This window comes from Salinimicrobium xinjiangense DSM 19287 (genome assembly GCF_000423585.1).
Taxonomy (GTDB): Bacteria; Bacteroidota; Bacteroidia; order Flavobacteriales; family Flavobacteriaceae; genus Salinimicrobium; species Salinimicrobium xinjiangense.
In genome coordinates, this window is record NZ_AUIG01000026.1 from 24,511 (window position 1) to 44,919 (window position 20,409).

At 36.3% G+C, this 20,409-nt stretch carries 20 protein-coding genes; all 20 read left to right on the forward strand.

What is annotated here, in order from left to right; genetic code table 11:
• Position 1: 1 nt before the first annotated feature.
• The 20 genes from G564_RS0110790 (at position 2) to G564_RS19945 (ending at position 20,402) form a co-directional block, all read left to right on the forward strand.
• Positions 2–1,282 carry a glycosyltransferase gene (locus G564_RS0110790; protein WP_037373869.1) on the forward strand — a complete coding sequence of 427 codons (1,281 nt, stop codon included), beginning with the start codon at positions 2–4 and terminating at the stop codon, positions 1,280–1,282.
• A 63-nt stretch (positions 1,283–1,345) separates the two neighbouring features.
• Complete coding sequence (locus tag G564_RS19105) at positions 1,346–2,173, forward strand: glycosyltransferase family 2 protein (protein ID WP_051205411.1); 828 nt, start codon at positions 1,346–1,348, stop codon at positions 2,171–2,173.
• 9 nt (positions 2,174–2,182) lie between these two features.
• Complete coding sequence (locus tag G564_RS19110) at positions 2,183–3,037, forward strand: glycosyltransferase family 2 protein (RefSeq protein ID WP_051205413.1); 855 nt, start codon at positions 2,183–2,185, stop codon at positions 3,035–3,037.
• Between the two features lie 32 nt (positions 3,038–3,069).
• Positions 3,070–4,086, forward strand: coding sequence for a glycosyltransferase family 2 protein (locus tag G564_RS19935; protein WP_084625625.1), 1,017 nt, complete (start codon positions 3,070–3,072; stop codon positions 4,084–4,086).
• Entirely contained in the window at positions 4,083–5,042 is a 960-nt protein-coding gene (locus G564_RS0110810; RefSeq protein WP_084625626.1) for a glycosyltransferase family 2 protein, read from the forward strand. The genes G564_RS19935 and G564_RS0110810 overlap by 4 nt, the downstream gene beginning before the upstream one ends.
• A gap of 572 nt (positions 5,043–5,614) precedes the next feature.
• Complete coding sequence (locus G564_RS20490; protein WP_169578126.1) at positions 5,615–6,268, forward strand: glycosyltransferase family 4 protein; 654 nt, start codon at positions 5,615–5,617, stop codon at positions 6,266–6,268.
• Positions 6,269–6,270: 2 nt separating this feature from the next.
• Positions 6,271–7,353 (forward strand): glycosyltransferase family 4 protein, encoded by a 1,083-nt coding sequence (locus G564_RS0110820; RefSeq protein WP_156879215.1) that lies wholly within the window; start codon positions 6,271–6,273, stop codon positions 7,351–7,353.
• Positions 7,354–7,367: 14 nt separating this feature from the next.
• Positions 7,368–8,174, forward strand: a complete 807-nt coding sequence (locus G564_RS0110825; protein WP_029037679.1) for a class I SAM-dependent methyltransferase — start codon at positions 7,368–7,370, stop codon at positions 8,172–8,174.
• A gap of 30 nt (positions 8,175–8,204) precedes the next feature.
• Positions 8,205–9,089 carry a glycosyltransferase family 2 protein gene (locus G564_RS19940; protein WP_029037680.1) on the forward strand — a complete coding sequence of 295 codons (885 nt, stop codon included), beginning with the start codon at positions 8,205–8,207 and terminating at the stop codon, positions 9,087–9,089.
• Positions 9,089–10,087 (forward strand): glycosyltransferase family 2 protein, encoded by a 999-nt coding sequence (locus G564_RS0110835; RefSeq protein ID WP_029037681.1) that lies wholly within the window; start codon positions 9,089–9,091, stop codon positions 10,085–10,087. Before G564_RS19940 ends, G564_RS0110835 begins: the two co-directional genes overlap by 1 nt.
• Positions 10,087–11,268, forward strand: a complete 1,182-nt coding sequence (locus G564_RS0110840) for a glycosyltransferase family 4 protein (protein ID WP_029037682.1) — start codon at positions 10,087–10,089, stop codon at positions 11,266–11,268. Before G564_RS0110835 ends, G564_RS0110840 begins: the two co-directional genes overlap by 1 nt.
• A complete protein-coding gene (locus tag G564_RS0110845; protein ID WP_029037683.1) occupies positions 11,265–12,662 on the forward strand; it encodes an asparagine synthase-related protein in 1,398 nt (465 codons plus the stop codon). Before G564_RS0110840 ends, G564_RS0110845 begins: the two co-directional genes overlap by 4 nt.
• Positions 12,646–13,740, forward strand: coding sequence for a glycosyltransferase family 4 protein (locus G564_RS0110850; RefSeq protein ID WP_029037684.1), 1,095 nt, complete (start codon positions 12,646–12,648; stop codon positions 13,738–13,740). The genes G564_RS0110845 and G564_RS0110850 overlap by 17 nt, the downstream gene beginning before the upstream one ends.
• 1 nt (position 13,741) lies before the next feature.
• A complete protein-coding gene (locus tag G564_RS0110855) occupies positions 13,742–14,599 on the forward strand; it encodes a sulfotransferase family protein (RefSeq protein WP_029037685.1) in 858 nt (285 codons plus the stop codon).
• Positions 14,571–15,773 carry a glycosyltransferase family 4 protein gene (locus tag G564_RS0110860; RefSeq protein WP_245583685.1) on the forward strand — a complete coding sequence of 401 codons (1,203 nt, stop codon included), beginning with the start codon at positions 14,571–14,573 and terminating at the stop codon, positions 15,771–15,773. The genes G564_RS0110855 and G564_RS0110860 overlap by 29 nt, the downstream gene beginning before the upstream one ends.
• 64 nt (positions 15,774–15,837) lie before the next feature.
• Positions 15,838–16,659: an FkbM family methyltransferase gene (locus G564_RS0110865; RefSeq protein WP_169578127.1), complete on the forward strand. Its 822-nt coding sequence runs from the start codon at positions 15,838–15,840 to the stop codon at positions 16,657–16,659.
• A 98-nt stretch (positions 16,660–16,757) separates the two neighbouring features.
• Complete coding sequence (locus tag G564_RS0110875; protein ID WP_156879216.1) at positions 16,758–17,855, forward strand: hypothetical protein; 1,098 nt, start codon at positions 16,758–16,760, stop codon at positions 17,853–17,855.
• The gene (locus tag G564_RS0110880; protein WP_156879217.1) at positions 17,845–18,450 is read left to right on the forward strand and encodes a sulfotransferase family protein; all 606 of its coding nucleotides are present in this window, start codon (positions 17,845–17,847) and stop codon (positions 18,448–18,450) included. The genes G564_RS0110875 and G564_RS0110880 overlap by 11 nt, the downstream gene beginning before the upstream one ends.
• Positions 18,450–19,517 (forward strand): glycosyltransferase family 4 protein, encoded by a 1,068-nt coding sequence (locus G564_RS0110885; protein ID WP_029037690.1) that lies wholly within the window; start codon positions 18,450–18,452, stop codon positions 19,515–19,517. The genes G564_RS0110880 and G564_RS0110885 overlap by 1 nt, the downstream gene beginning before the upstream one ends.
• Positions 19,518–19,724: 207 nt before the next feature.
• Positions 19,725–20,402, forward strand: a complete 678-nt coding sequence (locus G564_RS19945) for a polysaccharide pyruvyl transferase family protein (RefSeq protein ID WP_169578128.1) — start codon at positions 19,725–19,727, stop codon at positions 20,400–20,402.
• The last annotated feature ends 7 nt before the right edge of the window (positions 20,403–20,409 follow it).

Genomic DNA, 20,409 nt, shown 5'->3' on the forward strand with positions numbered 1-20,409 from the left:
ATTGAAAATCTTACTTGTAAATACATTCGACAAGGGTGGAGCAGCCAATTCATGTAAAAGGTTACATCTTGCTCTACTGAATGGGGGTGTGCATTCTAAAGTTCTATTAAAACATAAGCAGCACAACTGGCCGGAAAGCTACGAGTTTGACCAAATTGAGCCAAAATTCTCCTTAAAGCATAAGATTAAAAGAAAAATAAGAAGACTGGCGCAGGAATTAAAGATATATAAGCCTGGTAAAGTTATGGATCATAACGCCGAATTTTTACAGAGCAGACCCAAAAGACTGGAAATGTTTAGCTTTCCTGAAACCCGATTTGATATAACAAATTCACCCTTATACAAAGAAGCTGATATTATAAACCTTCACTGGGTTGCTCAGTTTCTCGATTTCAAGTCATTCTTTAAAAAGAACAAAAAGCCGGTAGTTTGGACACTTCACGATATGAATCCCATTAGTGGAGGTGAACATTATGAAGAAGAATTTTATGGCATTAATGATTCAGGACTTCCTTTAAAAAGAAAATATTCAGAAGAAGAATTGCGTGTTATAAATAAAAATGTTGAATACAAAAAAAAGGTAGTATCGCTGGTAGAGAATTTAACTTTAGTCGCTCCATCAAAATGGTTGGCCGAAAAGGCGAGAAAAAGTGAGATCTTTAAGGGGAGGCCAGTTTATCATATTCCCTATGGTTTAGATCAAGATATTTTTTCCCCTAAAGATAAAATTGCTTCAAGAAATAAGTTAAACATTCCATTAAATAAGAAAGTAATTTTATTTGTTGCAGATTCAATTAAGAATAACAGAAAGGGTTTTATCTTTCTCATAAAAGCACTAACAAAATTAAATAGAGCTGATGTAGTTCTTTGTGCGGTGGGAAGCCATTCAGAGACATTACTGGATTTAAATTACATTGCGTTAGGAGAAATACAAGATGAGAAGGAAATGAGTTATGCATATTCAGCTGCCGATGTATTTGTTATTCCCTCTTTAATGGATAATTTGCCCAATACAGTTTTGGAATCTATTATGTGCGGTACGCCGGTTGTGGGATTCCCGGTAGGAGGTATTCCTGAAATAATTGAGGAAGGGATTAATGGTATGGTAACCCCAGAAATTAGTGCTTCGTCTCTTTCCCAAACTTTAAATGATTTTTTAAATTCCCTTGAAATCTTTGATCCAACAATGATCAGGCAACAAGCAGTTAAAAAATATGGACTCCAAGTTCAGGCGAACAATTATATTAATCTTTTCCAGGAAATTTTAGAAAACACCAAATAATAGTATTCAGTTATATTATTAAAGCAAAGTCACATTTTTTGCGGTGGCTATAAAAATATAATATTGGCAAAAAACAAAATCCATATAAGTATAATTATTCCTACGTATAATTCAGCAGCTTCTCTTTCTATAGCTCTGGACAGTATTAAAAGCCAGGTATTTAAGGATCTGGAGGTTCTGATAATAGATGGAGTGTCTACAGATAACACTCTAGAAATTGCACAAAAATATAAATCAGATTTTCAAGTTCTCACTGTGGTTTCTGAACCTGATAAAGGAATATATGATGCCATGAACAAAGGGATCAGTTTAGCTAAAGGGGAATGGCTTTTTTTTATGGGGAGTGATGACTCACTTTTTAATTCACATGTTTTAGAAAAGATTTTTTCTCTTCGAGCAGCTAAAACCCATGATGTGATATATGGAAATGTTCAATCTACAAGATTTGAACATCCCTATGATGAAGAATTTTCATATTACAAACTGGCCACTAAGAACATTTGTCACCAATCCATCTTTTTTAGAAAAAGTGTTTTTAAAAAAATAGGTAAGTTTAATCTCAAATATAAAATTTGGGCAGATTGGGATCATAACATCCGATGGTTCTACTCTTCCCGTATTAAGAAGTATTATACTGACGAAATAATTGCGAATTATGCTGACGGTGGTTTAAGCTCACTTAATGAAGATATACTTTTTCTTAAGCGGAAAAATTTAAAATTGCTTACTCATGGTTTTGCGGAATTACCTCCTGCAGCCAGAAGAGATATCTGTTACCTTGCCATAGAACAATCCCAAAAGGAAGGATCATTTATTTTGCTAGGATTTTTAAAGGTGGTAAGATTTGTGCTTAAAATCCATAAGTTCATTTCTCATAAATTCAAAAAATAAATTCCTTCAGTGAAAAACCTTCCATTGGTATCGATTTGTATTCCCACTTTTAATGGGGAAAAATATGTTTCAGAAGCACTCGAATCTGCAAATGCACAGACCTATAAAAACCTGGAAATAATTATTTCAGATGATGACTCAAAGGACAATACTCTCAGGCTGATCAAAAAATTCAAGCATAGCACCAATATCCCCGTGAGGATATATCACCACGAACCTTCTGGGATAGGGGCTAACTGGAATAATTGCATCAAAAATTCCGGTGGGGAATATATTAAGTTTTTATTTCAGGACGACATTCTTTATCCAACCTGCGTGGAAGAACTAGTTGAGATCTTAATCAATGACGAAAAAGTAGGCCTTGTGGCCTGTAAACGATCCATCTTGATAGAAGGGGAAGCTTCTGCAGAAACAGAGAGCTGGAAAAATAATTATGGAAATCTTCAGGAGGGAATTGAGTTGAATAAAAAAGGATTATATACCTACCATTCACAATTTCTAAAAGATGAAAAATTCATAAAAAATAACAAGGTTGGAGAACCTTCCACAGTTTTATTCGCGCGGGATCTGATCCAAAGAACCGGATTCTTTAGAGAAGATCTTATTCAGGTTTTGGATATTGAATTTTACTACCGCATATTAAAACACCACAAGATCCTTATTGTAGACAAGGAATTAGTTGCCTTCAGGATTCATCCTGCCCAGGCTACGAATGTCAATAAAAACAAGATCTCGAAAGATTATGAAAAGTATTACCGGCTCTTGTATAGGAATTTTTTCTGGTACCTTGGTTACAAAACTCAAAAGAAGCTTCTAAAGCAATACCATCCAATTGGTAGGTTATATCGTTATCTTCGTCAGTAGTATCTAAATTCCCTGGTAGAGACCCTAATCGAATGAAGATTATGTCCAATTGTCCTCTCGTTTCAGTTATAGTTCCCAATTACAATCATGCTGATTTTTTAAGACAAAGAATTGAGAGTATTTTAAAACAGACTTATACTAGTTTTGAAGTGTTTTTACTTGACGATGGTTCTACGGATGAAAGTCTGGAGATTCTTAATCATTACAAAGAGCATCCGAGGGTGAAGGCGGTAATTTCGAACCGGAAGAATTCAGGATCGGTTTTTAGACAATGGGTTAAAGGGATCCACCTGGCTAGAGGAAAATATCTTTGGATTGCAGAAAGTGATGACTTTGCTCACGAAACATTTCTGGAAGAAACTGTAAAACTGGCAGAAGAACATGAAAATGCAGGATTAGTTTTTACTGACTCGTTTAATGTCGATCAGGATTCTAATATCAAGGAAAGAATTTCTGAACGTCACAAACTTATTAATTCAATTAAATCAGATTTTCACCTCTTTAGTGACAAGACAAAAGCTCCACAATATTTTATAGATAACATGTTGATCCTGAATGTGAGTGCTGTTCTCTTTAATTTGAAGAAATTCAAAGAAACAGTAGATATTTTGGAATTAAAGAAATATAAAAACACGGGTGATCAATTCTCCTATCTTTCATTATTTCTCAAGCATGAGATCATTTATCTTAATAAGCCTTTGAATTATAGACGAATTCACGGAAGTAACACGACTGCGATAAACTTTGTGAATGGAACCATATACAATGAAAGAATAAAAATTATAAATTATTTTTTTTCAGTCCTAATGAGTTTTCCTGCATCCAAACCAGCTTTTAATAATTATCTAAGACAAAATTTTCTGAAGGTTATAGATTTTGGCCTGTTCCAGGAAATGGATAAGCTTTTGAACAGATTTTATAAGGCCGGATATTTATCTTTTCAAAAATATCTTCTGTTGAAATTGTATATATTGATCTCCAGGATTGCTCCGAAACAACCTCCCAACAAATTCCGAAGTGAAATTAAAAAGGTCCTGAGTAAGAAATGAATCCGTTAGTATCCATTATTGTCCCTACCTACAACAGATGCGCTTTCATTGGTGAGACATTAGAATCAATTTTGGCTCAACAATATTCGAATTGGGAGTGTATAATTGTAGATGATGGCTCAACGGATTATACCAAAGAATTAGTTGATTTTTATTGTAGTAAGGATGAACGAATAAAGTATTTTAAAAGGCCTGATTCATTACAAAATGGAGCTAACAATTGTAGGAATTACGGATTTAGTATAAGTAAAGGTATCTATATTAATTGGTTTGATGATGACGACGTAATGTTGCCCAATTTTCTTTCTGAACGCATTTCCTACATGAATCAAGGAGTGGAGGTAGTGATCTGTTCCTTTTTTCCTGTTGATCCATTGCTGAACAGGAAAACGGCAGTGTCCCTAAAAAAATCCGTTAATCTGTTTAGGAGTTATGCCCTGTATGAACTCAAGCTGGTAACTAACTCTGTCCTGTTTAACCGGAAAATTTTTAAAGACAAAATTTTGTTTTTGCCTGGCCTGGAGTATGGAGATGAAACTGAACTGTTTCTTAGGATCTTTTATAGGCATCCCGAACCTTCTCATATCATTATTGATAAACCTTTATTTCTTTACCGCCAGCACGATGCAAGTAAAACAAAGCAGAATGAAAAGCCTGATCCTGCTTTTAGGTTCTCTGTTATTTATGTCGCTCTTCAAAATCTTTCCCGCGGTATTGAAACTAAAGATACTGAGCTTATAAATTTCTACTATAAAAGACTTATGTCGATGTTTTTCAGATCTCTGGATACAAGACAGACTTCAAATTCAGTATATTTAATAGGTGAATTAATCCCGTTAGTTCGAAGGATAAATTTTGCACTAAGTCTAGAGTTACAATTTTGGGGCAGGATCTTTATCTTTTTTGGGAAGGGCTCTTATAAAGTTGAAAAAAGACTAAAACATTTTTTTGATTAAATTCATTAGAATTCGGGTGGTCAACTTTTTATCCATTTAACTTAAACTCCGGCTTCTTCCTTTTCCGTTATCAGTATATTTGTTCTATGAGAATATCAATTCTTCACCCATTTACTCCTGAGGTAGTAGGACTAAATGAAAAGAATCTGCCAACGATTCATAGTCAGCCTCATTTGAAAGCTTTACAGATTCTATCCAAAAAGAGAAATTTTGAATGTTCGATGGAATATTTCACCTCAAGATCACGGGGATACTCTTTTAAAATAGAAGATGTCATCTATAGGTTTTACCCGGTGCGATATAAGTGGAGTGGGGACCATAAAAAATGGAAGAAACAAAGCTCTTCCTCTTGTTTAAGGTACTATAAGGAGAAAACACCTGATGTTACCATTATAAATATGTCGGGCCATTCAAGTCCTTTTTCTTACGAGTTATCCAAGGTAATTAAAAGCAGGGATAAAGTATATATTGCCATGTTGGGAGGACAGCATTACAGTGATCATATTAGGAATCGTGAGTATTATAAAAATGCACATCATATTCTGGTCCACACACAGTCTCAAAAAGTGGGGATGCATCAAATGGATCTTTTTAAAAATTTAGATATTCGGGTTTTTCCTTTGGGAGTTGATTGTAATATATTCAAGCCTAGGGTAAAAAAGAATGAAGATCCCAAACTATTATATGTTGGAAGAATTGTGGAATTAAAAGGAATTCACTTAGCTATTGATGCTGTTAAAAAATTAGTTACTAACGGCTTTATCGATGCTCACTTTGATATTATTGGTCCCATAAGTGCTAAACCTTATTTTGCTTTTTTAGAGCAATTAATAGTCGAGTTACAACTGGAAAGAAATGTGAGGTTTTTGGGTGAAATGGAACATTCAGAATTAATTCCTTTTCTCCAAAAGGCTGACTTATTCACTCTCCCGAGTAATAAAGAAACCTTTGGAATGGTAATGATAGAAGCTATGGCTTGTGGAACCCCTGTAGTAGCCATTAATGATTCCGGTGGTCCCGTAGATGTTATAGAGCATTGGAAAAATGGGATTTTAACTACTCCTGAAGATTTTAGTGAAGATGTTTTAAAGTATTTTAAAAATGAGGAATCACAGGTGGAATTGCCTAAAAGAGCCAGGGAAAAGGTGGAAGCCTCTTATAGTCTTAATGCAACCTATCAAGCTTTAGAAGATTCTGTAGATTCAGTTTTAAATTTCAAAACTTAAATTTGAATTATTTTCTGGTACCTTCCATGAATTTTGGAATAAAAAGAATAATGCCTTCGAACCTAATACATATACATCATCGTTCCCAAAACCATGCAGGTAAATCTGGTTATAGCAGGTTGACTGATTATATGCCTGTGACCTCAATTTATGGAAATACCCGATTACCTTATTATGTGGCTAAACTAGTGAGTAAGCCTCATTCCAACAAAAGAGGTTTGTATAATGCCGGGAGCGTCTGGAAGGAAGCAGAATTATTGGAACATTTGCGCAGGAGCAGGAAGGAAAGCTCTGTAGTTCATTACCTTAATGCAGAAAGGGATGTACGTTATTTCGTCAAATTCAGGAAGTTCTTCCCGGTTACAAAGTTTTGCGGCACATTTCACAAGCCGCCGGAGGTGTTATATCAAACTATAACAGACTTTAAAATATTGCAGAACCTTCATGGGGCTATTGCAGTTGGAGAGAACCAGGTTGAATTTCTAAAAGAAAAGCTCCGGCTGCAGAACATTGCTTTTATTCCCCACGGAGTGGATACTGAATTTTTTACACCCGATCGTGTAAAGAAAGAATCAAACACAATTATCTTTGTCGGCAACCATCTCAGAGATTTCGATGCTTTCAATTTTTGTATTCCCAGGATTTCAGAAAAAGTAAAGGGTTTAAAGGTGCATGTAGTTCTTCCTAAAGATCACCAAAATAAAATTACACCTCATGGGAGCATTACAATACATTCAGACATTCATGATTTTGAGTTGAGAAATCTCTATAATTGTTCTTCTCTACTTTTTTTACCGCTCAGGGAGGCTACTGCGTGTAATTCCCTTCTGGAAGGTTTGGCTTGCGGTCTTCCGATAGTGAGCACAGATGTAGGGGGGAATAGATTCTACCTGGAGGGAACAAAAAATCTATTGCTGCCTAAGGGAGATAATAATGCTTATATTGATGCCGTAGCCCACTTATTAAGCAGGCCTGAAACTTTACAGGAGATGGCCATATCTTCCCGCGAAAAAGCGCTTACACTAAGTTGGGAGAAAATTGCTCAGAAGGTGACAGCTTTTTATGAAGATATATCAAAGGAATAGAAATGAAGCAAAAAATGGAAGAAGTTCTCAAAGCCAATAAGAGGCAAAAGGAATTTTATAATTCCACGCGGGAGGCCAAAAAGAGTCTGCCCACTAAGCTGTGGTTCAGTTTGCGAAACAAGTTTTTGGATCCTTTCAGAAGGACATTTGATATTAAATCCCGGGTATATGAGCAACACAAAATATGGCTTGGGGATCTAAGTGATAAAAAGATCCTGGATCTGGGTTGTCTTAGGGGAAACGCACTTTCCCTTTATATGGCAAAAAATGCCAAAGAATACATTGGCATTGATCTTAGTGACAGAGCTATTGAGGACCTAAATAAAAAATTAAGAAAGGCAGACTGCCATAGAGCAAAAGCACTTGCAGTTGATTTTTTGTCCACAGATTTTGAAGAGAAAGACTTTGATATTATATACGCCTATGGGGTTTTGCATCATTTTGAAAATCTTGAGATCTTAATTGAAAGAATTAAGCAGAAATTGAAGATTGGTGGTACAGTGATATCTTACGATCCATTAGACACAAGTGCACCTGTAAAAATACTGAGAAAATTATACAGGCCTTTTCAAAGTGATAAAGACTGGGAATGGCCTTTTACAAAAAGGACGATGAAAGAGTTCGAGGGGCACTTTAAAATTGAGGAAGTGAGGGGAATCCTGGGTAAAAGTAAATATGGTCTTTTAATTAACCTATTGCCTTTAAAAGCTTCGTATAAAGAGAAAACAATTAAAAAACTCATTGAAGATGACTGGTATGCACAGGATCCTGAGCAGGTTTACCACTGTATGCAAGTGACAATGTTGTTTCGAAATACCTAATTGAATATTCTTCTAAACAGTAACAAGCAAATGTTAGAGAGGCCTCTGGTATCTGTAATACTTCCAAACTATAATCACGCTCTATATCTACAGGAGCGGATGGATAGTATTCTGAATCAGACTTATAGAAATTTTGAGCTCATCATTCTCGATGATGCTTCCACTGATCAAAGTCATGAAATACTTGAAAAATACCGGGATCACGAAAAGGTAACGCAATTTTTAATTAACCGGATAAATACAGGAAGTCCTTTTGTGCAGTGGAAAAAAGGCCTGGAACTGGCCCGGGGAGAAATCATCTGGATTGCTGAAAGTGATGATAGTTGTGAAAGCAATTTTCTTGAAGTCCAGGTTCAGCAGCTAGGAGGTGGCAGTATAAGTGTTGCTAAAACTTTAAAATTTAATCAGCAAGGAATTCAGGGGGAAGTCCAGCATCCTGTATTTAAAAAAAATGTAGAGATAATAGGGAATGAACAGATCTTATTTTGTCCGGTTCTTAATGTAAGTGCAATACTTTTTAGAGCTCCTGAATTAAAAGAAATCGCCAGATCCCAATTTTCCACATTTCAGCTCATTGGAGATCGGGTGTTTTATTTTGAGTTTTTCCAGCATAAATCAGTTATTGATAATAGGGAAACAATAGCCTATTTTAGAAAGGAAACTGCTGGGCTCTCTAATCTAAAAGAAAAGGATTTGGACTATTTGACCAGGTATTTCGAAGAACACGTAAGATTTATCCGTTTAGCTGCAAAAAAAGAAAAAGGAGCCCTGGATCAAAAGGTTAACCCTTATATTCATCGGTTTTTCAAAAGGGTAAGAAACCGCGTTTCAAGGAAAAGGAAATTATCCTTCGCTTACCTTAAACTCTATTGCTGTTATCGAGGTGAATTAATAAAAACAAAATTTCTTTCCTGATGAAGATTGCAATAGTTCTTACTGTGAGGAATGAAGAACGCCTGTTGCGGCAAAATCTTCTGTATCATCACGCCATAGGAGTAGAGAAGGTGTATATTTATTTTGATAACACTACAGACAATGGGAAAGAGAGTATCAAAGATTTACAATTTGTGGAAGTGAGCGATTCTGTTTCTGCCGATAATTTGCTTCAATATTCTTATCTGGAAAAGTTTATGAGGCAGGCAGATGAACATCATACCGCACGCCAATGCCTAAATATTTTTGACGCTTCTATTAAGGCAGAAAAACAAGGTTTTGACTGGCTTATTTCCCTTGATGCTGATGAACTAATAGCAACCGGAACAGAGAAAATTTCTGACCTTAAAGATTTTTTCTCTCAAATCAGTGCCGACTATAATGCAGTAAAATTCCCGGTGAAGGAAGTTTTGCAGGCAAAGAAGTTTTATCAAAACGTTTTCGCAGAAGAGACGCTTTTTAAATCTCAACCGAGATTTAAAAGGTATTTTCAGAATATTTTTAAAAAGTTTTATGATCCTGTTACCGGTAAGCATGAGAAGTATATCTATTGGTATGGTCATCAAATGGGTAAAATGGCAATTCGCCTGAATAAAGGCTTAATTCCATTTAATGTTCATCGCTTTACAAACCGAGAAGGTGAAAAACCTAAAACTACAGTAAAAGGTTTATTACTGCATTATCATTCTTTTGATTCTGAAGATTTTGTGAAAAAATATAAAAATTTTAAGTCCCACCCCAATACTTATCTCTCCGGGAGAAAGGTAGAGAAGTTGAAAATGTTTTTAATTGAGGTAGTAAATCATTGTAGGAAGGATAATAAAGAGCTTGAGGATTACTTCGAAAAAAATCTTATGTTTCAGGAAAAGGAAATCCAAAAAATGCAGAGGAATAGGGTTTATCTGTTTTTTAGAAGGGAAGTACCTGTTTTAACCGAAATTACTTCTGTTCAGAAGGTCTTTCAAAATTTGATAAAGTAATGCCTTTAAAAATTATCATATTTGAAGGTAGTTTGCAGCCCCCGGTCTTTATAAGAAGATTAATGGAAGGTTTAGCTGAAGAGGGACATCATATTTACCTCCTGCATTTCGGAGGAAACATAAGTTCATCCAAAGAAAATTTAAAATATCTTTCTCTTGGAAGTAGTCAAAATAACATTCAGTTAATTTTTCAAAGCCTTAAAATTGCTTTTGAATATAACATTTTTGCAACTTTTTCCACTTTAAAGAAAATTGTTCTCGGCAATAGAAAAAACCTGCAAAAGAGGAATTTGGAGGTTCTCCTCAATGAATTAGAACCGGACCTTATTCATGTTCAATGGCCGGTTCTTCTGGAGGTGTTGGAAGAAGTAATAAATGAGAGAAAATATCCCGTTGTTCTTAGTCAGCGGGGATATCAGATAAACGTAAAGCCATTTGTTAATAATAGCTATTTTCAAAAACTGAGCTCTATCTTTCCTAAATTATCAGGCTTTCATTCCGTCTCTAAGGCCATATCTCAGGAGGGAGATAAAATATGGAATTCACCTGCAAAGTTAGATGAAGTTGTCTATACGGGATTAGACCTCCAAAGTTTCCAATTTCAGGAAAATTATTCCAGAAATGAGAAGCTGAAACTTATTACAGTAGGCAGGCCACACTGGAAAAAAGGTTTACACGATGCAATTCATGCCTGCGCAATCCTTGTTAAAAAGGATGTTGAGTTTGAAATAACTATTGTGGGAGGTAAGGGAAATGAGGAAATATTATTTTTAACGAATATGTACCATCTGGAGGAGCGGGTAAATATTTTAGGAAAATTACCTCAGAAGAAGGTTTACGAGCTTATGACAGAAGCTGATCTACTTATCGTTTCAAGTTTAGAAGAAGGTATACCTAATGTGCTGGTGGAAGCGATGGCCCTCGGAATTCCGGTAATTAGCACTTCCTGTGGGGGTGTTGAGGAACTTATTGATCATGCCAGGGAGGGATGGGTTGTGCCTACCCGGGATCCGGCGGCTTTAGCAGCACAGATCGAATTCTTTACCGCTTTGCCTGAAGGATCAATTGAAATTGTTCGACGCGCTGCAAGGGAAAAAGTGGAAGAACAGCATTCCAATGATCAGATGATCCGGGGTATGGAAAGCTTATACAAAAAAGTTTTACAAAGGAGTAAAGTATGAAGGAGATTAGAACCAGCATTATTCCTGTTTTCCCTTCCTTTTATAAGGTGAGGAATGCCCCCTCCGAGCCGGATCTTAAAGCCATTTGTGTATTCGCAGCTACCGGTTTTTTTCTTGATCAGGATACCTATTGGAAAGATAAAAAAGTGATGAGGCCGGGTACCATTAATACTTTGGATAACGATGGTTTTTTAATAAATAGCACTTCCCGGTTTGAATGGTATTACCAGCCTCGGGGAATTAGTTTTGAGCAGGCTTTAGCTGAATTTACAAGCTTATTTGAACACATTGTAAAAGATCAGGTGCAGGATTCCCCCGTGATCCTTCCCTTATCAGGAGGCCTTGATAGCAGGAGCCAGGCATTGGCTCTGTTAAGGTTAGGCAATGAAGTTTTGAGCTATAGTTATTCTTTTTCCGGAGGCTATCCTGAAAGTAAAATAGCCGGGAAAGTTGCAGAAGTTTGCCAATTCCCATTTAAGGAAATTCAAATTCCAGCCGGCTATCTGTGGCAGGAGATCGATGAGCTTGCAGAGATCAATAAATGCTATTCTGAATTCACACATCCCCGGCAAATGGCGGTGCTGCCGGAATTAAAGAAATTGCAGGGAATATTCTCCCTTGGCCACTGGGGAGATGTATTATTTGATAAAGGGGCTCCCGAAAATTTAGCAGAAAAAGATCAGTTGTCTTATTTGTTAAAAGGAGTGGTCAAAAAAAGCGGAATGGAACTGGCGGTTTCTCTTTGGGAAGCCTGGGGTCTTGAAGGCCGGTATGAGGATTATCTTAAAGATAGAATATCAACTTTACTTTCAGCTATAAAAATAGAAAACTCCAGTGCGCGGATAAGAGCTTTTAAATCTATGTACTGGGCTCCCCGCTGGACTTCAACCAACCTTGCGATTTTTGCCAGGGCGAATCCTGTAAGTCTGCCTTATTATGATGACAGAATGTGTAAATTCATCTGTGAAATACCTGAAGCTTTTCTTGCGAACCGGCGTTTACAGCTTTCTTATATAAAACAGCATAAGGATCTGGGTAAAATTACCTGGGAAGCTCATAAACCTTTTAATTTGCATAATTACCCATTTAATAGAGTACCCTATAATTTACCCTACAGGGTCATTAGTAAAGTTCAAAGGGAATCTGCTGCCCTGATTGGAAAAAAATATATCCAGCGTAATTGGGAACTGCAATTTCTGGGAAATAAAAATGAGGAGAATTTGCTTAACTATCTTTATGAAGATTCATTCAGCGAATTTATCCCTCCAGCAATAGTCAAAGAATTTTATAAGAAATTCAAAGAGCAGGATGGAGTGCAATTCTCCCATTCAGTTAGTACCTTGCTGACCTTATCAGTTTGGAATAAAAAATTCAATCATGCAACGCCGAATTAAGGTCTTATTTACCATTCCGAATTTTGATACTGCCGGTAGCGGCAAGGTGGTGTATGATCTGGTCAAAGGCCTGGATAAGAACAGGTTTGAAATTAGCATAGCCTGTGAACATAACAGAGGTGAATTTTTTAAGGAAGTAGAGAAGCTGAATGTTCCTGTTGTTATCATGAATACCAATGTTGATTACCGGCCATATATTACATTAATTAAAAGGCTGCAGCCTGTAATCGCTTTTTTTAAAGAAAATCATTTTGACCTTATCCACTCCTGGCACTGGAGCAGTGACTGGACAGAAGCCCTGGCAGCAAAATTGGCCGGTGTAAAATGGATCTATACCAAGAAAGCGATGAGCTGGGGTAACAGACACTGGAAAATACGAAGTTTTATGGCTAATTACATAATCACCATAAATCACGAAATGCGGGATTACTTTCCTTACAAAAAATCCCAACAGCTCATCCCAATAGGTATTGACACGCGTTATTACAATCCGGAGATCTTCAGTTCAACAAAAAAAGAAGAAGATCAATATTTTAAAATTGTCACAGTGGCCAATCTTGTTCCTGTTAAGGGAATTGAAATTTTAATTAAAGCAGTACATCTACTTGATGATAAGATGGTCAGGTTAAAGATAGTGGGAAACGATAGGGATCCTTATTCAGAAAAATTACGACAACTTACAGGTCAGTTAGATCTTGAGCAGCAAGTGGAATTCACAGGGAAACAGAAAGACGTGAGGCCTTTTATCACCGGGGCCGGCGTATTTGTTATTCCAACTCTGGATGAGGGAAGGAAAGAAGGAATGCCAATGGCTTTGGTGGAAGCGATGAGTATGGGTATCCCGGTGCTGGGATCTGCTATTTCTGGAATTAACTTTGTTCTGAAAGATTTTCCGAAACTTATGTTCGAAGCCTCCAATGAGAAAGACCTTGCCAAAAAACTCAGGGAACTAAAAGGTAGCGGGGAAATTTACAGACAGGAATTAGGTCACACATTAAGAAAATATACGGTAGAACATTTTTCTATGGATCAGTTTATTCAGGATCATGAAAAACTATATGTAAAGCTTTGCTCTTAATTTGAAAAACAGGTACAATAAACATATAATAATAGTGGGTTCTGCCAGAAGCGGTACCAGTTGGCTGGCTGAAACCATTGCAGCGCAGCATCGATATCGTCTTTTATTTGAACCGGAACATGAATTTAGTACGGAGCTTGGGAAGCTGATCTGTGATAAGGATCTCAATTCCCGTAATATTTCTCCTCTTACTGAAAATTATTTCAAAAAGATATTTTTAAATCAGGTGGATAATGATTGGATAGCACAATGCAGTAACAGGAAATTCAAAAGACATCTCTGGCCTTTGATCCCTAAAAAGATCATTGTCAAATTTGTTCGTGCAAATCTGGCTGCACATTTTATGAATGAGCATTTTCAAATTCCCCTGATTCATATTCTCCGGAATCCTTATGGCGTAATTCATTCCCAGCAAAGGGTGAGGTTTTCCTGGCTCTATGATCTCAGCCATTTTCAGCAGCAGGAAGAACTTGTGGAACAGGTCTATTCCAAATTTAAGGTCAATTTAAAAGAAGTCGATAATTATTCTGAAATTGAAGTTCTTGCCCTAAGATGGTGTCTGGAAAATGTAATTCCGCTTCAGACGAGAGAACCTTATTCTTATAAATCCAGAATTATTTACCATGAACATTTGAGAAGCGACATTAATAATTTCCTGGAACTTTGTGAGCATTTTAAGCTGCAGCCAGTAAACGATCTTCCTAATAGATATACCTTGCCTTCCAGCAAAACCCACCCCGGCAGTGAGATAAGAGGTTCGGTTATGGATCAGGCAAAATTTTCACCGAAGCAATACAGGGAAATTAATGTTATCCTGGATAAATTTGAATGTGAGCTTTATCAAAGACAAACCTCGTAATATGACCATAGGGATCGTACTTGCCAAACCACCGGGTTATACTGAGACATTTTTCAGGTCAAAGATCAAGGGGCTGCAGGAAAAAGGTTTTAAAGTAAATTTATACTGTCAGGAGAATGAAATCGGATTTGATTTATGCCCTGTATATACCAGGCCACCTCTGTCCAAAAACCCTGCATTGCAAATTTTTCATACGCTTTTCACTTACATCGGACTGGTAGGTTCTCTTAATAATGTCCGGAGATTTATAAGTTTCGAAAAGAAAGAAGGCACGACTTTATCTAAAATCCTAAAAAAAATATATTTGAATTCCCACATGCTAAAGGCAGAAGTGGATTGGCTTCATTTTGGTTTTGCAACTATGGCACTGGAGAGGGAATGCATAGCAGAAGCTATTGGAGCTAAAATGGCAGTTAGTTTTAGAGGTTTTGATATAGACGTATATCCATTAAAAAATCCCGGGTGTTATCAATTGTTTTGGAAAAAGGTGGATAAGGTACATGCTATTTCTGAATACCTTCTCAATAAAGCGATGCATCTGGGCTTACCTAAAGAAAAACCGGCTGAGATTATACATCCGGCCGTGAACCCGGTGATGCTTCCAAAATTTTCCAGGTCCAGGATTAAAAATGACAAATTAAAACTTATAACCGTTGCCAGATTGCATTGGATCAAAGGCATGGATATACTGATAGCTGCAGCAGAAATTTTGAGAGAAAAAAATATTGAATTTGAATGGTTAATTGCAGGAGCCGGGGATAAAAAGGAAGAGGAGCGTTACCGCTTTCATGTATATGAGAAAAAGCTGGAGAAACATGTTGTTTTTCTGGGAGCTCTTTCGCATGCGCAGACGATTCAAAATATTAATGATGCAGATATCTATGTGCAAACAAGTTTAAGCGAAGGATTCTGTAACGCAGTTTTAGAAGCTCAGGCCCTGGGAAAGATATGTATTGCATTTTCTGTAGGAGGCCTTCCTGAAAATATCGAAAATGAAAAATCCGGACTTTTGGTAGATTCTCTTTCAGCAGAGAAATTGGCGATCAAAATAACCGAAGTGCTGGCATTCCCTGCATCCAAATTATCTAATTATTCCGAATATGCAGTCCGAAGGGTGAAAGATAATTTTTCAACTGATATGCAAAGTACCTCATTCCAGAGATTTTATGAATAATCTAAAGAGAATTAATCAAAGGTATAAACAGTTCAGGAGCCATCCGCTTACCTGCAAAAATCCAGTGGCAGCATTTTGCCGCTACTTGTTATTTCATATAAGGAGCAGGTTTAAGCAGGAACAAACGATATCCTGGATCGAGGGACTAAAATTTTATGCCAGAAAGGGTGATGCAGGCTTAGTTGCTAATATTTATTACGGGCTGTATGAATTTGAGGAATCAATCTTTTTGCTGCATTTCATGAAGGAGGATGATCTTTTTTTGGACATAGGAGCAAATTTAGGGCATTATTCTATGCTGCTTTCCGGTCTTACCAAATGTAGGTCAATCGCTGTAGAGCCGGTACCTGAAACTTTCAGACAACTACGTCGCAACATCAAATTAAACCGGCTGGAACAATTAATACAACCTTTAAATCTTGGCATTTCACATTCAGAGAATAATTTGTTTTTTTCAACCGACCGGAATACTATGGATAGAATTGTTTCTGATTCTTACGCTAATGCTGTTCAGGTCAAGGTTACCACTATAGATCACTTATTAAGGAATGAAATCCCTGAAGCCATTAAACTTGATGTTGAGGGATATGAATACTTTGCTCTAAAAGGAGCAAATAAAATTTTGAGATCTGAAAAACTTAAGGTGCTGATAATGGAACTCAACAGATCGGGGAAAAGGTATGGTATTGATGATGAAGATATTTTTAAAGAAATTGTCGAATTGGGTTTTACTCCTTATGCTTATAATTATAATTCCAGGAAGTTAATAGTTCTCGATTCCTATAACAAAGAAAAATTTAATACACTTTTCATCAGGGATGAAGAAGCCGTTCGAAACAGGGTTCTGAGAAGTAGAGCGATTAAAATCAAAAAACATGAATTTTAATTTTTTAAATAATATCTGTAATAAACCTGATAGAAGTTGAACTTGTTTATCATCGTTGCAAAAAGATCCACAGAAGCCATGTCAAAAATATTATTGTATTGACTTTAGAAATGAAAAGGGCGAAAATATTTTATCCAAAGGAGCTTTATGATGCCGGTTATCGTGGACATATGTTTCCTTTACTGAAGCCTTTCTTGAAAATTAAAGGATATTCTGATGCGGAACGAATAAGTTTATATGGAATATCTTCAAGTGATATTTCTTTTGTTGAGGATCCAACATTAGCAGATGTTTTAATACTTCCTATGTCGTGGAATTATTATGTAATTTCCGGGAAAAGGGAGTCGGCGTTAAAATTTATTGATCAATTTTCTCACCAGGGCAAAAAAATTTTTATTTATAATGCCGGGGATATAGGTCTTAAAATTCCATTTTTTCCAAATGTCCTAATATTCAGACTGGCAGTGAATAAAACCTCCAGGAAGGAAAATGAGATAATTATTCCACCGTTTATACTGGATCCTTTAAAAACTTTTTACGATTCCCGCCAAATCTTCATGAGAACCTATGGAGATCTACCTAAAGTAGGTTTTTGTGGTTTTGCTAAAACTTCAAGAGTCGATGCAGCAATTGAACTGATGAAAATTGAACTTCAAAATGTATTGTCTCTCCTGGATCTGAGAAATGAAGAGCCACAACAATTCCTGTCGAGTTCTTACTTTAGAGGTAGAGTTCTGGGTATTCTTAAAAACTCTCCCGGGATTAAAACAAATTTTATAGTTAGAAAGAATTATAGAGCAGGTATAATGCATGATTTTTCCCATGACAGCGTAATAGAATTTTTTAATAATATCAAAGATTCAGACTATGTTTTTTGCGCGAGGGGATCAGGGAATTTTTCAGTGCGGTTTTATGAAACCCTGGCTATGGGTAGAATTCCTGTTTATGTAAATACCAACGGAGGTTTGCCACTGGATAACCAGATTGAATGGAAGGATCATGTGGTGTGGGTAGAAAAGAGCGAAATTAATTGTATAGGAGAAAAGATCGATCATTTTCATAAAAAAATGAACTCAGGTGGATTTAAGAAACTATTGATCAATAACAGGAAACTCTGGGAGGAACGATTAACTCTGGGCCCTTATTTTAAAACTATATTAGCTACAGAAATTTCGCGGAATGGGAATGAGGAGTAAAGTGTTTGTCATAGGGTTTCATAAAACAGGTACTACCTCGCTTGAAACAGCACTCAAGCGTTTGGGTTACAGGGTATATGGAGGTGATAAGAATCTTTTGAAGTTTGAAGACAGTAAGGATCTGAAGGATTATATCCATAGAACCCTGCAAGATTGGGATGCTGTGCAGGATATGCCCTGGCCTCTTTTCTATAAAGAATTACACGATCTTTATCCCGACGCAAAATTTATACTGACCCTTAGAGAAACCAAAGGCTGGATAAATAGTGTTGTAAGGCACTGGGGCAGCATTAGGGTGCCATTGCATAGAAAGATCTATAATGTTCCCTGTGCTGAAGGCTTCGAGGAAACCTACAAAAGGATCTATACAGGCCATAATAAGAAGGTTTTAGATTTCTTTCAAAATAAGCCCAATTTTTTGGTTATGGAACAAGGAAAGAATTTCGATTATAAAACCTTGTGTGATTTTCTGGGCTTGGAGATCCCTCTGGAAGAATTTCCTCATAGTAGAAAAAATACCAGGTTACGGGCGAAAATTAAATTATACCGGGATCTGAGATCTTATTACTGGAATAAAAAGAATAACTGGAAGTAATGAAAATATTATTTCTTTTTACCTACAACAAAGGATTACTCTCTGATTTTTTCATGGACTTAGGCCAACAGCTAATTGAAGATGGTCATGAAGTAAAGGTATATTCCCTAAAGGAACACCCGGGAAAATATAAGGTTGGAAGTTTAGAAATTATTGTCGAAGAAAAAGGAGGTTATGTAAGCGACTATTTTCAAATTTTTAAATGCATAAAAGAAATTTCTCCCGATGTTATTATTTCCAATTTCAGTTATGCTAATCCGTCCATGTTAGCGGGTAAAATTTTAAATATAAAAAGAAATATTGTCTGGGTCCACTCTTTAAAAAAACACGGTGATCCGGGACATTATGTAATTATTATAAAGAGGCAGTTCTATAAACTTGCTGACAAGATCATAGTCAATTCCCATATTCTCGAAAAAGAGTTAAAGGAGGTTTTTCATGTTAGAGGGTCTAAAATTATCCCTATACCTTTTTGGTCAAATATTCAAGAGGTTAAACCAAAACTGATCGAAATTGAAGAAACAAGGGATCAATTTTTAATAGGTTGCCCCGGAAGATTTACAATAATTAAAAATCAGCAGGTAATTATAAAGGCTATTGCCTCAGCAAAAGCCAATGCTTCAAAAGAGTTGAAATTTTATTTGGCGGGAGATGGTCCTAACCGCAAAAACCTGGAAATACAGGTAAGCGAACTCAACCTTAGAGAGGAAGTGAACTTTTTAGGAGTTTTGTCAGCAGGCCAGATGGTGGATTTTTATAATAAAATGGATCTGATCATTTTACCGAGTCTTTTTGAATCTTTTGGATTGGTTTTTATTGAAGCACTTTCTTTAGGTATCCCTGTTCTTGTATCGGAAAGATTTGGCGCCCTTGATTTTGTGGATAAAGAAAACACAGAAGTCAAACAGATCCTTTTCGATCCTGAAGATCCTGAAGCTTTAGCTCAAAAAATTGCTGATATCGTAAGTCTGGAAAGCATAGACAGGAACTTTTATAAAACCTTATATAGAGAACATTTTAAAAAAGAGAAAATATACCGGGAAGTTCTCGAAGTTCTAATAGAATAAGAAAATTCAGGAATGGCAAAAAAGAAATATTCTTTTTTAAAAACTACCTATCTTAATTTTCACCAGTTATATCTTGATCTGGTGAATAATTGGAGGAAACTGAAGTCCGGGATTTATAGGAAAAAAATAATTCATTCTTATTATGCCCGGATCAATAATTTTGGAGATAGTTTTAACAGAGATCTGGTACATTTTTTTGGTGCTGAATTGATATTTGCTTCTCCCGCAGAAAGTGAAACGGTATTGACTGGTTCAATCCTGGGAAACTTTAAAAGGGAGTTTTCAGGATATTTACTCGGCGCCGGCTTTATTTCTGAAAGGTATGACAGACAAAGGAATCAATGGAAAATAAAGATAATCAGAGGACCCCTGAGCGGAAAAAGATGTGATGCACCCCCTGAAGTTTTATATGCTGATCCGGGGATACTTGCTTCTAAAATTTACCCATGTCAGGAGAAGAAAAAGTTTAAATTGGGAATAGTACCCCATAAAAGAGATATTGATTTTATTAAAAATTTATCTTGTGTTGCTGAAATCAAGATCATAGATCCAAGAGATCATCCATTTAAGGTAGCCAAACAGATTAAGCAATGTCATTTTATAGCTTCCTCTTCTCTTCACGGGCTTATTTTTGCTGATTCATTCAGAATTCCCAATATTCACCTTCGGTTTGGGGACAGGCCGGTGGGCGGACTTTTTAAGTTTAAGGATTATTACTACGGAATGGATGTTGATCCTGAACATCTTGATTATAGACCGGATTTATTGGTAGAGGAGATCATTGGAAGGTGTAAACTAAGATATACTGAAAATTATTTAGTTGAAAAACAGCAGGAAATTGAAAGAATTTATAATTCAGTTTTTTCCAAAATCAATCAAAATTAATACCCTC

Excerpts from the sequence above, each read along its gene's own strand:
- G564_RS19935 (WP_084625625.1), top strand. The coding sequence starts at position 3,070 with ATGAAGATTATGTCCAATTGTCCTCTCGTTTCAGTTATAGTTCCCAAT.
- G564_RS0110810 (WP_084625626.1), top strand. The coding sequence starts at position 4,083 with ATGAATCCGTTAGTATCCATTATTGTCCCTACCTACAACAGATGCGCT.
- G564_RS20490 (WP_169578126.1), top strand. The coding sequence starts at position 5,615 with ATGCATCAAATGGATCTTTTTAAAAATTTAGATATTCGGGTTTTTCCT.
- G564_RS0110825 (WP_029037679.1), top strand. The coding sequence starts at position 7,368 with ATGGAAGAAGTTCTCAAAGCCAATAAGAGGCAAAAGGAATTTTATAAT.
- G564_RS19940 (WP_029037680.1), top strand. The coding sequence starts at position 8,205 with ATGTTAGAGAGGCCTCTGGTATCTGTAATACTTCCAAACTATAATCAC.
- G564_RS0110835 (WP_029037681.1), top strand. The coding sequence starts at position 9,089 with ATGAAGATTGCAATAGTTCTTACTGTGAGGAATGAAGAACGCCTGTTG.
- G564_RS0110840 (WP_029037682.1), top strand. The coding sequence starts at position 10,087 with ATGCCTTTAAAAATTATCATATTTGAAGGTAGTTTGCAGCCCCCGGTC.
- G564_RS0110845 (WP_029037683.1), top strand. The coding sequence starts at position 11,265 with ATGAAGGAGATTAGAACCAGCATTATTCCTGTTTTCCCTTCCTTTTAT.
- G564_RS0110850 (WP_029037684.1), top strand. The coding sequence starts at position 12,646 with ATGCAACGCCGAATTAAGGTCTTATTTACCATTCCGAATTTTGATACT.
- G564_RS0110880 (WP_156879217.1), top strand. The coding sequence starts at position 17,845 with ATGAGGAGTAAAGTGTTTGTCATAGGGTTTCATAAAACAGGTACTACC.
- G564_RS0110885 (WP_029037690.1), top strand. The coding sequence starts at position 18,450 with ATGAAAATATTATTTCTTTTTACCTACAACAAAGGATTACTCTCTGAT.